This window comes from Actinotignum schaalii FB123-CNA-2 (genome assembly GCF_000411135.1).
Taxonomy (GTDB): domain Bacteria; phylum Actinomycetota; class Actinomycetes; order Actinomycetales; family Actinomycetaceae; genus Actinotignum; species Actinotignum schaalii_A.
In genome coordinates, this window is sequence record NZ_KE150262.1 from 425,716 (window position 1) to 439,765 (window position 14,050).

A 14,050-nucleotide genomic window follows, 5' to 3' on the forward strand; every position below is an offset into this window, starting at 1 on the left:
CAATTTTACGCGGGAATCATGCACCCGCGATGAGCTGCTCCTACTCCGGGTGCTGAGCTTTTTTCGCCCGGTGGAGATACCCCAGGGCGTAGCAGGTAGCGAAGACAATCACCGCGAAACGCCCTACAGCAAATCCGCGCGCAGCTGCGCCGCGCTGGCCGGGTGGAGCAAAGCCGGCGGAACATCGAAGAGGGTAACCGCCCCGCGTTCCCCGCGGGCATGCATACGCGCCACCGCGCGGGCGCAGGCCACCAGCACCGAACCGGTGAATTCCGGATTGGAATCCAACGCGAGGTTGAAGTGCAGCGCGTGCGAGGTACCCGGCGAGGTAGTCCCGTGGCGGATCACATCGCCACCGTGGGCCATCCCGGTGTGTTCGGCGGCAAACTCTTCGTCGGAGATAACGTGGACCTCAGTTTCGTACTCGGCGAAGTAGTTCGGCATCGTCACGATGGCCTGGCGCACCGCCTCCGGATCCGCACCGTTTTCCAACGCCACGTAAACGATCCGGCGATGCTTATCACCCGCGCTGAGCTGGCCTTCCGTTTCTCCAGCCAAGGCCGCAGCCCGCACGTCCTCCTTGGGAACGGTGTACTGCACCGCGTTTTTCACACCCGGTACCCGCCGCACCGCATCCGAATGCCCCTGGGACAGGCCCGGTCCCCAGAAAGTTTCTGAGTGCCCAGCCGGCAAAACTGCCTCGGCCAGCAACCGCTGAAGCGAGAAGAGGCCCGGGTCCCAGCCTGCGGAAATGAGAGCGAGGGTGCCGGCCGTGCGGGCGGCGTCGTCGACCTGTTCGAAGTGCGCAGGAATCCGCGCGTGCGTATCAAAAGAATCCACCACGTTAAAACCGGAGGCAACCAACGGCGTTTGCGTATCGAGGTCCGATTTCGAGCCACCGCAATTGATAACGACGTCGATTTTGCCGGCCCAGCGGGCGCGCAGCTGCGGATCGGTGAGTTCGGCGGCGGGGAATGCTGGGCCGGAGGCGGTCATGACGCCTTCGCGGCGGGTGAAGACCCCCACCAGCTCCAGGTCGGGGGCGAGGCTGAGGGCCTGTTCCACCCCGCGGCCCAGGTTGCCGTAGCCGTTGATCGCGATGCGCGCGTGTGTCATGCGTGTGGTTCTTTCTCGAGTTCGTCATCTGTATGCCCGGCGGACATAGCAAGAATAGTGTGGCGGGCAATCCGGCACACATCCTCGAGCGACGCGCCGGTTTCCACCTGGCGAAATGCGTCGAAAATGAGGGCACGGCTAAACGAGGCCCAAATATCGGGATGCGCAATGCCGGTATCTTTCCAACACATTTTGAGGGCGTCGGTGAAGAAACCGTGGGCTTTATCCACACCCATTTTGGTATGCGCCGTGGCCTTATCCGAAACTTTCCCGCGGGCTGAGCGCATGAGCCCCATGAGCCATTTATGTGATTCACGCTGGCCGGACTGGCGGATGCAGGCCACCACCAGCTGCGCGAGGCGTTCACGCGGTTCGGCGTTCATATCGACCTGGCCCATCACCTGGGCGCGCCACTTGGGCACATTGCGTTCGAGCACCAGGAGCCGCAGGTCATCAACCGACCCGACATAGCGGTAAATGGAGTTGCGTGCGATACCCGCAGCCGCGGCCACCGCCCCGGCGGATAGTGTTTTGCCCGGCTCATCTTTGAGAATCTTTTCCGCGGCGTCCACGAGCCGAGCTGTCATAAGCTCCCGATGTTCGCGGACGGTTGGCGCAGAAATCTTTGGCATATCTCCTCCCAACGTCGCCCCCTATTGTTGCGGACTCAACCGATGAGCGCAACGGTTTAAACACACCCGGGTTTGCCCGTTCGCAACCTTCGCGCACCCGCAGCCAGCCCAAACGCACCCCACGCCCTCACACACGCCCGCACACACCCACCCGCTCGATGCGAAATCCGACGCGAGGCGCTACACTTTGTCGGTACTGCTGAGGTGACCGAGAGAGGCGAACCGGCGTGGCTGATAAAAACGCGCGTAACTCCATCCCTACTACAGAAACCCCTTCCCCTTCCCCCCATATCCCCTCATTGCAGAGCATCGGATTTGATCGGGAAAAATACATTAAGCTCCAGTCCCAGAAAATTAGGGAACGCCGCGAAAAGATCGGCGGGAAACTCTATTTGGAGATGGGCGGGAAGCTTTTCGATGATTTCCACGCCTCGCGCGTGCTACCCGGATTCACCCCGGATAATAAGATCGCCATGCTGGCCGAATTGAAGGATGAGCTGGAAATCGTCGTTGCCGCGAACGCGCGTGATCTCAAGGCAAAACACCGCGCTGACCTGGGCATTTCTTATGAGGATGAGGTGCTGCGCCTCGTGGACGTATTCCGCGAAGCCGGTTTCATGGTCAATTCCGTGGTGCTCACCCAATACGAGGAAGATAACCACGAGGCGCGTGATTTCCGCCGTCGTCTTATTAAATTGGGGCTCAATGTGGCGCGCCATCGCCGCATCCCGGGTTACCCGTCCAATACCGCGCTCATTGTTTCCGAGGACGGTTTCGGGAAGAACGAATACGTGGAAACGCAGCGTGATCTCATTGTGGTGACGGCGCCGGGGCCGGGTTCAGGCAAGCTCGCCACCTGCCTCTCGCAGCTCTACCACGACCATCAGCATTCCATCACCTCGAATTACGCGAAGTTTGAGACGTTCCCCGTGTGGAATATTCCGCTGGATCATCCCGTCAACCTCGCTTACGAAGCGGCGACGGCCGATCTGGACGACGTCAATATGATCGACCCCTTCCACCTGGTCGCCTACGGCGTGCAAACGATTAATTACAACCGCGATGTCGAGGTGTTCCCGCTGCTCAGCCTGCTGCTGCGCGAACTTTCCGGGGAAACACCGTACAAATCCCCCACGGACATGGGCGTCAATATGGTCGGATATTGTATTTCCGACGACGACGTTTGCCGCGAAGCCGCCCGCCAGGAAGTCATTCGCCGGTATTACCGCGCGCTTGTCGATGAGAAGCGCAGCGAATCCGAACCCGTATGCTCAGAACGCATCGCTCTTATTATGGCCAAGCTCGGGGTGACCGGCACCGACCGGCCGGTGGTACCCCCGGCGCTGCGCAAAGCCGAGGCCACGGGTGGGCCGGCCGCCGCGCTCCAGCTCCCGGATGGCACCATCGTGACCGGGAAAACCTCGGAACTGCTGGGCTGTTCCGCCGCGGTGTTGCTTAACGCGCTCAAGGTGCTAGCCGGTATTGACGATTCGGTGAAGCTGCTGGCTCCGGAAGCTATCACTCCGATCCAGACCCTTAAGACGGAGCACCTGGGCTCGCGTAATCCGCGCCTGCACACCGATGAGGTGCTTATTGCGCTCTCGGTTTCCGCCGCCTCCGATCCCACCGCGGCAGCGGCGCTGAGCAAGCTCAAGGATCTGCAGAATTGCGATGTTCATACCACCACGATCCTCGGCTCCGTAGACGATGGTATTTTCCGTTCCCTCGGCGTGAATGTCACGAGCGAACCGCACTACCAGCGCAAAACGCTGTACCGGAAGTAGCTAAGCAGGAGAGTTGGTCTACGTGGTGCGGCGGCGCTAGCTGCGGTAATGAACCGTGAAGCTGGCGCCGTCACCCATATCTACCAGGTCACCCTCCTCCAGGCGGACCGCGTGACCCGGCTCGATGCGGCGCAGCGGGCCATCTCCGTGCCTGAGGTAGGTGCCGTTATTGGAATGGCAGTCCCGCAGAAATGCGCCGCCAGTCTCCACCGCAACCTCGCAGTGGGTGCGTGAAATTTCCTGACGCGGGGAGGGAACCGGGAGGAGCTGGGTGGCAGCCGGATCCGCGCCCGCGCCCGCGGCATCGAGAAGCGGGCGGCGCCCCATAATAATATTTTTGAGAGCCGGGCTCACCCCGCCCAGCATAACGTTTTCCCCGAAGGAGAAGCGCAATTCAATCGCCGGGAGCGGGGCCGGTATGCCGGAGGAAGGATAGGGCTCGGTGCTCTGCACCGGGTAAGCTTCGGTGGCCGCGGCATAGCTGGGCACCGGGGCGCTCTCTGCCACCTGCGCCACCTGCGCGGCCGGAGGCAGCGGGGGTGCAGGCGGTGCCGGAGGTACCGCAGCCGCCGGGCGATCAGCGGGCAGGGCCGCCGGGCGCTCAACCGGGGCCGCCGGCCGGCCGCTCAAAACCGGGCTGAGGCTGATACGAGCGCCTCCGGCGCGGGCCATACCGCGTTCCAAGGGGAGGGCCGGGCCCGGTGCGGGAGCTGCGCCGTCGTTCCCACCAAAAGCCGCATTTTCCGCACCCGCAGCGCCAACGTTCCCCACGGTGACCGTGGTGTCCTGGGTAGTGGCGGCTTCCTGCCAGGTCAGGGCGTTACTGCCATCCGCGACCGCGCGGCCGGTGGCATCGCGAACAATGAGTCCGTGGGCGGCAACCCGCAGCAGCGGGCCGTCGGCGTAGAACAACGCGAAATCCGCGCCCAGCGCGGACCACAGATGGGTGAGAAGAGCGGGGAAATCATGGCCGGCACGCACTGTTTCCCATATCGCGGCCGGATCCGCGGGTAGCGCGGGCGTGAACACCACCAGGCCGGGCACGCAGGCCAGCAGCCCATCACCGGGATAAGAATAGGACGGCATGGCTCCTCCTCGACCTGGTTCCATGAGTCACATCTCTGCTTGCAAGGATACCGCGCCCGGCAAGCGGCCTGCGCCACTTTCTGCCAGAATAGAGGTATGTCGCTCATGAATTGGGCCCTCGAGGTCGCCACCGCTCACCCTGAACTTGACGGCGCGCTGGTTAATTCCGACGGGCCCTGGCTGGATGTTCTGCTCCCGGACGGACGCACGTTCCGCTTCCGCCCCTTTGAGATGATCGACCCGGATGCTCCCGAAGAACGCCGGCGCGAACTTCTCAACCGCCTCATTACTATCGGCGTATCCGGGGCCACCACCCCGCAGGTTACCGAGGGCGCGGCCGGGTCCACCCAGCCGGGAGCGGCGTCGCCCCACACCGGAGCGGAAAGCAGCGCAAGCGCTACCGGAACCGGGGCGCCAACGGGAAGCAACGCGCCCGAAATGCCCGGCACCCCTCCGGGCCGCGGCCAGAAAAATCTGTCCTGGCGGGATATCTTCGCGCAATTCTTCGGAACCATGGATCCGAGCGACCCCGGCTTCCCGCACCACGATCCCGCGCTCGCGGAGCTCTCGGAGGAACAGGATGACACCGAGGGGCCGATTATGCCGATTGTGCGCGCCGCGGACTATTTCACGCGCGTCAACCGGCGCGAGGATGATTCCTTTATCTACCTGCCGCTCACGGATTTCGTTGGCGTGGGCCTGGCGCGGGACACCCCGGATAACATCATTCCGCTGTATTTCTCGGACCTGGATCTGATTCCGGGAACGGATGATCTGGGTCCGATCTTCGGGCACGCGGTGGAATCACTGCGCGGCCTGAACGCGCAATCGGGCTACGCGGCCCTGGAGCTGGCCGTCATGCTCTACGCGGGTGCGCGGGTGCTGGCTTTTACCGAGCCGAATAACTACCAGAGTTCCTGGTTCGCGGATGTGGATCTGGTCCAGCAGGTGGCGTACTCCATCAGCAAGCAATATGACGGCGCGCTGCCGCTTTTCGTGCCGGCTTCGCGTTCGCGCCTGTTCGTGGTACTGGCGGATGATCCGGAACTTCCCGCGCTCTTCAACCGTTTGCTCCAGGATTACGATATCGACGACGCTATCTACCCGCTCCCCCACACCGTGGCCGCGGACGGCTGGATGGAATGGATTCCTATGCCGGATCACCCGGCCTACGCACCGCTGGCGAATCTGCGCACCACCTTCCGTGGGCGCATGTACGATCACCAGCAGGAATTCCTCTCGCGCTGGCCCGAGGAGATGGGCCACGTGGCCCTCTACGAGGTGCATGACCTGGACGAAGGCGCGGTGAGCCTGACGCAGTGGCGCCGCTCGGATCACTACGGATCCATCCCTGCGGTTGCAGATTTCATTAATTACCTTGACGACGCCGATCCCGAAGCCGCCAATATCACCATTCGCTTGGATGTGGCCCGCGATGTGTGGCCCGAGGGCTTCAAGCCTCTCGAGAACGTGTGGCCGCCGCGCTACGAAGTGTCCGGATTCCCCGATCCGGAAACCTTCCGGAAGCTGAGCGAGGCGGCGCACCGCGCGTTTTAGGCGCTCCAGTTAGGCGCGCCCCCACTGGCCGCGGTAGAAACGTCCGAGCGTTTCTTCTTTGCAGGCCGCGTAATCGCCGGATTCGATGGCCGCGCGGATGGTGTCCACGAGGTGCACGGTGAAGTACTCATTATGGATGGTGGCAAGCGTAGCCGCCAGCGCTTCTTTCGCCTTGAAAAGGTGATTGAGGTAGGCGCGCGAATAGTTTTGGCAGGTGTAGCACTCACACTCGGGCACCAGCGGCCCGAAATCGGTGCGGAACTGGGCGCGGGTCACGTTGAAACGCCCGTCGGGTGAATAGATCGCGGCATTGCGCGCCACCCGGGAAGGGTTGACGCAATCGAAGGTATCCGCGCCGGCTTCGATAGCGGCGAAGAAATCATCCGGTTCGGAAATCCCGAGGAGGTGGCGGGCTTTCGTTTCGGGTAGTTCCTCGCTGACCCAGGCGCAGATGGTCCCGAGCTTCTCCTTTTCCAGGGCCCCGCCGATCCCGAAGCCGTCGAATTCCTGCCCGTCCACGCACATGGAACCGAGGTCCCGCGCGGCTTTGCGGCGCAGGTCCTCGTACTGCGCGCCCTGGATCACGCCGAAAAGCTGCTGGTAGGGCTTGCCCGCGCGTTCAATGGTGAGGCGGCGGTGTTCAGCCAGGCAGCGCTCGGCCCAGCGGCGGGTGCGTTCCAGGCTTTTCTCCTGGTAGGCCCGGGAGTTGAGGAGGGTGGTGAGCTCGTCGAAGGCGAACATAATATCGGCACCGAGCTGGTGTTGGATCCCCATGGACACCTCCGGGGTGAACCGGTGGCGCGAGCCGTTGAGGTGAGAACGGAACCATACGCCGTCGTCGTCCACATTCGCGAGGCGCTCTTTATCGCGCGCCAATTCGGTATCCGCGCGCCCGGCGTTTTTCCCGGCGTACTCATTGGTGAGCACTTTCTTGAAGCCGGAGCCGAGCGAGAGCACCTGGAACCCGCCCGAATCCGTGTAGGTCGGCCCGTTCCAGTTCATGAAGGCGGATAGGCCGCCGGCGGCGTCCAGGATCTCCGGGCCGGGCTGCAGATAGAGGTGGTAGGCGTTCGCGAGCACCGCCTGCGCGCCGATACCGCGCACCTGCTCGGGCGTGAGCGTTTTGACAGTGGCTTTCGTGCCGACGGGAATAAACGCCGGGGTGGCGATATCGCCGTGCGGGGTGTGGATAACGCCGGTGCGTCCCAGCGGCCGCCCGGTGAGGTCCCCCACGCGCGCGTCCAGGCGCGTCCCGATCGTAAATCCTGTTGTCACGCTCTCACCTTTCTGTTGCGGTGCGGTTCTTGTGTGCGGCACGCGCGTGTGCCCGGGCGCTGTGCCGCGCGCTCGCGTTGTTTTTAGTACGACGACGCCGCCACCGGCCCGCTGCCTATCGTAAGCCTTCGTGGCGTTTGACCACACCAACCACGGCGTAGGTCAGGGGGAGGAACACCACTTCGATACCGACTTTATAGAGCCAGCCCACCAAGGAGAGATTGATGATAGACCAGAACTCGACATTGCCAGCCGCGATATCCGCACCCCAGGCCACGAAGCAGAAAATGATGGTGTCCAGCAATTCGCCCACGATGGTGGAGGAAATGAGGCGCACCCACAGGGCGCGTTCCCCGAAGCGGCGCTTAATCCAGACCAGAACGTAGGAATTGGAGAGCTGGCCGAAGAGGAATCCGAATACCGAGGCCGCCACGAAGCGCGGCACCACGCCGAGCACCGCTTCGAATGCTTCCTGGTTGGCGTAATCCGGGGCGGGCGGGGCGATCTGCACCAGCCAGAAACAGCAGGAGGCCAGGATCTGCACCCCGAATGCGAGGATGATCGTGCGGGAGGCGACTTTGAAACCGTAGACCTCGGAAAGAAGGTCACCGATGATGTAGGTGAGCGGGAAGAGCATCGCGCCGCCGTCGAAATACAGATCAAGACCGCCAATATTCAGGGTGATGAGCTTCGTGGCGCCGATATTGGAAATGAGGAGGAAGGAGACGAAGAAAACCGCCACGTAGACGAAGAGGTGAGAGCGGGCGACGTCCGCGAAGCGGGCGGCGGTGCCGGTAGCGCCCGGGGTGGTGTTCGGGCTGACGCCATTCGGGGTGACCAGGCCGTCCGCGAGCGCGGGTGCGGGTGTGGTGGGGTGTGACTCAGGATGCGTGCTGGCGCCGTGCGGCGCGGTGGACTGCGAGCTCATCGTGACCTTTCCATGCGTGTTGAAAAAATATGGTTATGGTGTCCGGCTCTGCCACCGCACGGACGGTCATGATTATAGCGGGATGCGCGCACGTGGGCATGTGTCGTAGCTCAGTATGCGGGTCAGCTGCAAGAAACCGCGTTATTCATCTTCCAACTGGAAGATTTCCCGATACCGTTTCAGGAATACATTCACATTGCTGGAATAATTCGGGTACGCGAGTGGGAGGCGTTCCGGATTATCTGAGTACACCAGAACACCATCGGAAAGACCTGCCGCTGCAGCTCCCTTCCTGCTGTTTTCCTCCTCAAGCTCGTTATATGCCGCAAGTGCCTTGCGTGGATCCTCATTATCAAAATGTTGAACAGCAACTTCCTGTCTCTCACGCTCAAATATCAGGAGATATAAACCGGGATCCTCGTGCCCTTCTGTTAACTGAACAACATCATCGGTCACGAGTTCGAGATCATCCACGATGCTCTTACTAACGCTAGAACCGTGGAGCTTTTCCCGAATTTCCTCAATACTTTGGGGAACTCCTTGATCGAGCAAAACGCCTTCACTCAGTGCAAAACCGGCGGATACCAGCCGGAAAAACTCCAATCGCTTCACGCCGATTTCCGACATTGTTCTCGGCGCAGGGTCTTTATAATTCTCGCCGTAAACGTTGCTTGCTGCCTCAATGGCGGTCGCCCAGGCGTGCTGAAGCTCTGTGCGGAGCTGAACTTCAACGCGGTAGCTAAGGCCCTTTTCTTTGCCTTCGTTCTGGGCAAGTAGGTGGATAGAACGATATCCACTCGGAGGTGCATCGAGGTAAACGTAATCTTTTACCTTTCGGACCGAAATAGCATCGGTTATGAGCTCTCGCGCTGCGTCAAGCTCACTCATCCCCGGAAGAATAATCCGGCAGCCACCGATATCATCCATCGCCCCGGCATCGTAGTTTTTACCTGGCCGGAGGATCTTGCTCTCGATAGACTCCATTCGTTTAAGACGGAATGTTGCGAGGGCACCGCTCAGAGATTGGCACACCATCCGAGCTGAATCAAATACTCCCCACGTTGGCTCGAGATGCTGCTTTCGCCATTGCTGGATAATCGCGCGCGCCGCTGCGGCTTCTTTCTCATCTTCCGAAGCAAGGAGTTTGGACGCCTTCTTCGCAGCGCTGCGTGTCACCGAACCCTCAGTGCCAAAACCCGTCATGTTCACTAGACTACAGGGTGGAAGGAGGCACTCGAATGGCATCTATTACACATGTCGCCGGATATATTTTGCAACGTTGTGGAGATATGACCACTATGAAGATGCAGAAGCTCGCTTTTTACAGTCAAGCTCACTGCCTCGCTACGCGCGGGTATCCTCTTTTCCCGGAGGATTTCCAGGCTTGGAGAGGTGGTCCGGTTAGCCCTGCGCTCTTCAACCAGCACCGCGGAAAGTTCATTATCCGCAAGGGCGAACTTGATAGCACAATCACGGCCGATGAAGCGCAGATCGTGAACGAGGTCGTTGACCGCCTCGCTCAGCTCAGCGGCAATCAACTTTCGGCTCGCACCCATAGTGAGGACCCCTGGAAGAATATGCGGGAAGGGCTTTCACCCATAGAAATTGGAGACCGCCTCATTTCCAAGGAGTCATTGCAAAGCTACTACAGTCAGCACCCGGTTCTCGGGTAAAGCGTTCCCCTCGCCACGGAATTGGTGAGGGGATTTTTCTGCGATCTTTGGGAGATAGCATCACTGCACTAGAGGCCCCATGGTGCTCAGGGGAAGAATATGAACGCCGCTTGGCAACGTGAATGCGGTGCGGCCGCCGGTCACCACCGCCAGGAAATCCGGGGCTTTCACCATGCGGGCGTCACGCAACCGGAGTAGATTGCGCTCCCCTGCGCTCACGGCGCGATCCGATTCGCCAAGTTTCACTTCGATGCCTGCCCAGTGACCATCGCTGAACTCCAGCAGAATGTCTACTTCCAGGCCGCTCTCATCACGGTAACCGAAACAGGTGGCATCGATCTGCTCCGCGTAGGTGCGGATGTCCCGGACCGCCATCGATTCGAAAATCTGACCGAAATAGTCGGGGTCATTCGCGAGCTCTTCCGGGGTTGCGCGGAGGGCCGCGAGCGCCAGGGAGGGATCGCAGAAATGCAGTTTCGCCTGTTTGCGGAGTCGGGTTTTTGAGCGCAAGGATCCGCTCCAGGGCGGGAGCTCCTCAACAATGAAAATCCGGGTGAGTGCATCGAGGTAGCTTCGTACGCTTTGTGGGGAGAGCTGGCCGCCGCCCGCGGAAATATCTTGGGAGAGGGTGGTGGCCGCGGTTTCGCTCGCGATATTGCGGGCGAGGGAGCGCAGTAGGCGCCGCACCCGTTCCGGATCGAAGCGGGCGTCCACCTGCGCGAGGTTCGCATGCGCGATATTGTCCACGTAGTTGTGGACGAATCGGATAAAGGCAGGATTTTGCGAGGAGACAAGGAAGGGCCAGCCGCCTCGCACCGCTTCGGTCGCGAGTTCGGGGTAGCTAAGGGCCCCGGGTACGTAGCGCACGTTTGTGGTGGTGCGTAGCTCGTTCAGGGTGATGCGGTCTTCCCGCGGATAGGCTTCGCCCAGGGCCATGGGGCGCATGCGCACTCGGGAGAGCCGGCCGGCTCCGGTGTGGCGGGTAATCGAATCGGCCGGGGTGGCCGAGCCCGATAAAATGAACTGGCCAGGGGCGCGCCGCGCGTCGATTTCGTGGCGGATCTCGTTCCACAGGATCGGGGCGAGCTGCCACTCATCAACGAGCCGGGGAACATCGCCTTCCAGAACTCCCTGGGGATTGAGTTCCGCGAGGCGCTGGTTGGATGCCTGGTCCACGCGGAATTCTGATTTGGCGTGGAATATACCCGTTTCCGTTTTGCCGCAGCCGCGCGCACCTTCAATCACCACGCCACCCATGATTTCCAGGTCTTGTTGCAGCACTGTATCAACCGCGCGCCGAATATAAGCCATGCTGTGAGACTAGCCGTTTCTCGTGCCATTATCACTATTGCGGGCTTTTCATTATCAGTCTTGCGTATTCGCGGTCGCCGCTTTTGAGGCCTCGCAGCTATTGCTTTTACGGGGCCGGGCGTTTCCTCACCAGGTGCCGGGCGTTTCCTCACAGCTCATAGCAGCCCAGCTCACGGGCCCGCCGGCTATACTTTTCGGCAGGAGCTCGTGACATACCGGGCACAAGGAAAGATTGGATCAATGAGCGCTTTTGAACCGTACCCACAACGGGGGCCGCAACAGAACCAGCAGTATCCACTTCCGGGGCAGCCGTATCAGGGGCCGGGACAGCCGTACCCCACCGCTCCGGAGGCGTATCCCACAGCCCCGCCCGCTTACTACCAAGAGCCGCAATTCCGCACGGTCAACAAGATCGTTTACGTGCTCCTTGCTTTCTTCCTGGGCGGCTTCGGCGTCCACCGTTTCCTGCGCGGTCAGGTAGGTATCGGAATCTGCATGATTCTGTTTAACTGGCTCACTATCGGCATTTGGGCGCTGGTGGAGTTCATTATCGGCTGTGTGAAGCTCAGCAAGTACCCCGGTGACGATTTCATCTTCACCCAGAGCGGGGATTGGATTTACTAAGAAAGGGGTAGCTCGTGGACACGATTCTTCTCACCTTTGATACAGAGAACGATGTCGTCACCTTGGAAACTCCACAGTCCATTTTCGAGGCCGATTTCCCTCCCCGTGATGGTTTCTTTGCCGAAGAAACGGGCGTGAGCATGTCCGTCATGGTTTCCGCCATGATGCATGCGATGTCTCCATATCGTCATATCATCAACGTCAAAGACTCTTGGTGGCGTCTCGACATTCCACCTGAGGATCTCCTCGAATACGAGAATAAGAAGTCCGGGTGGGACGCAACATTCTCCTTAACGTTTTAGGGAAAAATCCCTATAAAAAACTCGATGGGTGCATCTCGCAGCTCTACCTTGACGAGAGCAACGCAGACGTAAATGGATACAGGGGAGTCCCCCTTAAAAACGAGTGGGATGATGAAGAAGAGTACCTCTGGAGGACAGAACAGGATCCATTTTTCCTCCCCGGGGAACAATTGGGAACCGTTATGAAACTGGCGCTCGAAAAAGGATATGCGGCCAAAGATTATTGGATGGTTCGGCCCAGTACCGGGCCGGATAGCGGCCAGTGGAAGGCGGAGTTCCGCCTACCCACTATCTGGAAGCGTCCCCCGTTGCCATCACTCGACTGGCGCTAACATAACGGAAACTCATGAAAAGGAGGGGCTGCGGCACCCTCCTTTTGTTTTTCTGATTTAGTACACCAACCGCAACGTGGGGGTGTCGCCATCGCGGCCCTGGGCGATGGCGATGGACTCATCCGCGGCGGTGCCCAGAGTTTGCCCTGGCATGAGGGTTGCGCCGTCGGAGATAATATATCCGGCGGTGTTCGCGAGCAGTTCGTACACGGCCTCGCGCGGGCGGTGACTGTCCTTCACCTCGAGGTCGAGGTGCCCGAAAAGCGGCAGGCCCACGGTGCGTCCGGATACTAGCTCGCCGGCGCGCATCGGCACGTAAATCCACAGTAGGAACGGATCCGCGGCGTCGATCCGATAGCCGGTCACCACATCGGCGGGGTAGATGATGCCCAGCTCGGGGCGCGCCACACCCACCGCGGCTTCCTCGCCCATGAGCGAGCGGATCACGGCCGTGTACACCCGGTGCAGCGTGTGCATAGAGGTACGACGCCGCGCCGCGAACTCGTCGCTCACCGGGTCGGGCATGTCCTCCCCGGCGCGCGCCATATCGGAGAAAAACGTCATCATAATGTGGAAAGCGTGCGGCGGAGTGGCGCCCTCCAGCGCGGCCGGCCCGGAGACGGGCGTGAGCAGCACAGTCACGCCACTGGCCAGAAAATTGAAGACCTGCCCGCCGGGGAGCTCATCCAGGTGGACATCGAGGGCCTGGCCGTCCACTTCCACGCGTTCCAGCGCCGCGCGCACGTCAATCGGCGCACTAAAAAGGGCGACGGCGCCCAGGTGGTCAGGGGCAACAGGATGAATAGCGGACACCGGAACTTGAGCCATGTGCCCTATCGTAGCGGCTTGGCCAAGGCGAGTGCGATACGGGGTTCCCCAACCAGCGTGATGAAGTCTTCCCTCGATGAGCGTCGCCCACTACACTAGAAACGAAAGAAACGAAAAGGAGGTGTGATGTGACAACTGTTTCACATGATGACAAAATCGCGCAGATTGATCCGGAGATCATGGATCGAATCCGCCGGCTTCTCGCTAAGTCACGCAGGATCGAATTGGTTTTTGACGGTATTGCTGTAGAAGTTCCACCCCCGCTGCGGGCGCAAATTTCGATGGCCGTGCAGGAAGAACCTGATGGAGATAGGGAAATCTCCACTCAGGAAGCTGCCGATATGTTGAATATGACCCGCCCGACCGTGGTGAAGCTATGCGAAGACGGCGCTATACCCTTCCGGAAAATTACCACCCACCGCCGGCTCTGGCTCTCGGATGTACTGAATTATCGAGAAAAGCAGTGGCAGCAAACTCGTGAAGCTCTCGATGCTCTCATGGTAGATTCCTATGCCATGGGCGATTACGACGAAGATCCCGAAGTTATCACCCAGGCAATCCGAGAGATGGGCAGTAGGAACTAATGCGCGCGGCTTACCTGG

General features: G+C 60.6%; 15 protein-coding genes. 7 read left to right on the plus strand and 8 right to left on the minus strand.

The features are described 5' to 3' along the window. Window positions 1–123: 123 nt before the first annotated feature. Window positions 124–1,116 (minus strand): diaminopimelate dehydrogenase, encoded by a 993-nt coding sequence (locus HMPREF9237_RS01740; RefSeq protein ID WP_016441997.1) that lies wholly within the window; start codon window positions 1,114–1,116, stop codon window positions 124–126. Continuing rightward, on the minus strand, window positions 1,113–1,748 hold the full coding sequence (locus HMPREF9237_RS08775) for a hypothetical protein (RefSeq protein ID WP_016441998.1): 636 nt from the start codon (window positions 1,746–1,748) through the stop codon (window positions 1,113–1,115). Before HMPREF9237_RS08775 ends, HMPREF9237_RS01740 begins: the two co-directional genes overlap by 4 nt. Window positions 1,749–2,047: 299 nt before the next feature. Here HMPREF9237_RS08775 and HMPREF9237_RS01750 point away from each other — a divergent pair, with 299 nt between their 5' ends. Further along, window positions 2,048–3,532 carry a DUF1846 domain-containing protein gene (locus tag HMPREF9237_RS01750; RefSeq protein ID WP_039898180.1) on the plus strand — a complete coding sequence of 495 codons (1,485 nt, stop codon included), beginning with the start codon at window positions 2,048–2,050 and terminating at the stop codon, window positions 3,530–3,532. Window positions 3,533–3,568: 36 nt separating this feature from the next. Here the strand turns inward: HMPREF9237_RS01750 and HMPREF9237_RS01755 are convergent, their stop codons facing one another. After that, window positions 3,569–4,618, minus strand: a complete 1,050-nt coding sequence (locus HMPREF9237_RS01755) for an FHA domain-containing protein (RefSeq protein WP_016442000.1) — start codon at window positions 4,616–4,618, stop codon at window positions 3,569–3,571. A gap of 96 nt (window positions 4,619–4,714) precedes the next feature. Between HMPREF9237_RS01755 and HMPREF9237_RS09570 the strand changes: the two genes are divergently transcribed. Then, window positions 4,715–6,175: a hypothetical protein gene (locus tag HMPREF9237_RS09570; protein WP_196800222.1), complete on the plus strand. Its 1,461-nt coding sequence runs from the start codon at window positions 4,715–4,717 to the stop codon at window positions 6,173–6,175. Window positions 6,176–6,184: 9 nt separating this feature from the next. On the opposite strand, the gene tgt is transcribed toward HMPREF9237_RS09570, so the two are convergent. From tgt to HMPREF9237_RS01775, 3 genes are all read right to left on the minus strand, one after another. Continuing rightward, window positions 6,185–7,420, minus strand: a complete 1,236-nt coding sequence (gene tgt / locus HMPREF9237_RS01765; RefSeq protein WP_196800246.1) for a tRNA guanosine(34) transglycosylase Tgt — start codon at window positions 7,418–7,420, stop codon at window positions 6,185–6,187. Between the two features lie 145 nt (window positions 7,421–7,565). Next, complete coding sequence (locus HMPREF9237_RS01770; RefSeq protein ID WP_016442003.1) at window positions 7,566–8,378, minus strand: queuosine precursor transporter; 813 nt, start codon at window positions 8,376–8,378, stop codon at window positions 7,566–7,568. A 141-nt stretch (window positions 8,379–8,519) separates the two neighbouring features. Next, window positions 8,520–9,581 carry a RelA/SpoT domain-containing protein gene (locus tag HMPREF9237_RS01775; protein WP_016442004.1) on the minus strand — a complete coding sequence of 354 codons (1,062 nt, stop codon included), beginning with the start codon at window positions 9,579–9,581 and terminating at the stop codon, window positions 8,520–8,522. A 35-nt stretch (window positions 9,582–9,616) separates the two neighbouring features. Here HMPREF9237_RS01775 and HMPREF9237_RS01780 point away from each other — a divergent pair, with 35 nt between their 5' ends. Beyond that, window positions 9,617–10,051 (plus strand): Panacea domain-containing protein, encoded by a 435-nt coding sequence (locus tag HMPREF9237_RS01780; protein WP_016442005.1) that lies wholly within the window; start codon window positions 9,617–9,619, stop codon window positions 10,049–10,051. A 60-nt stretch (window positions 10,052–10,111) separates the two neighbouring features. Here the strand turns inward: HMPREF9237_RS01780 and HMPREF9237_RS01785 are convergent, their stop codons facing one another. Continuing rightward, window positions 10,112–11,362, minus strand: coding sequence for an ATP-binding protein (locus HMPREF9237_RS01785; RefSeq protein WP_016442006.1), 1,251 nt, complete (start codon window positions 11,360–11,362; stop codon window positions 10,112–10,114). Between the two features lie 240 nt (window positions 11,363–11,602). Here HMPREF9237_RS01785 and HMPREF9237_RS09160 point away from each other — a divergent pair, with 240 nt between their 5' ends. The 3 genes from HMPREF9237_RS09160 to HMPREF9237_RS09405 are packed head-to-tail and all read left to right on the plus strand — an operon-like array spanning window position 11,603 to window position 12,620. After that, window positions 11,603–11,986 (plus strand): TM2 domain-containing protein, encoded by a 384-nt coding sequence (locus HMPREF9237_RS09160; protein WP_016442007.1) that lies wholly within the window; start codon window positions 11,603–11,605, stop codon window positions 11,984–11,986. A gap of 14 nt (window positions 11,987–12,000) precedes the next feature. Further along, window positions 12,001–12,288 carry a hypothetical protein gene (locus HMPREF9237_RS01795; protein WP_016442008.1) on the plus strand — a complete coding sequence of 96 codons (288 nt, stop codon included), beginning with the start codon at window positions 12,001–12,003 and terminating at the stop codon, window positions 12,286–12,288. After that, window positions 12,258–12,620, plus strand: a complete 363-nt coding sequence (locus HMPREF9237_RS09405; protein ID WP_016442009.1) for a hypothetical protein — start codon at window positions 12,258–12,260, stop codon at window positions 12,618–12,620. The genes HMPREF9237_RS01795 and HMPREF9237_RS09405 overlap by 31 nt, the downstream gene beginning before the upstream one ends. Window positions 12,621–12,677: 57 nt before the next feature. On the opposite strand, the gene HMPREF9237_RS01800 is transcribed toward HMPREF9237_RS09405, so the two are convergent. After that, window positions 12,678–13,448 (minus strand): DUF4261 domain-containing protein, encoded by a 771-nt coding sequence (locus HMPREF9237_RS01800; protein WP_016442010.1) that lies wholly within the window; start codon window positions 13,446–13,448, stop codon window positions 12,678–12,680. A 128-nt stretch (window positions 13,449–13,576) separates the two neighbouring features. Here HMPREF9237_RS01800 and HMPREF9237_RS08780 point away from each other — a divergent pair, with 128 nt between their 5' ends. After that, complete coding sequence (locus HMPREF9237_RS08780) at window positions 13,577–14,032, plus strand: helix-turn-helix domain-containing protein (protein ID WP_016442011.1); 456 nt, start codon at window positions 13,577–13,579, stop codon at window positions 14,030–14,032. The last annotated feature ends 18 nt before the right edge of the window (window positions 14,033–14,050 follow it).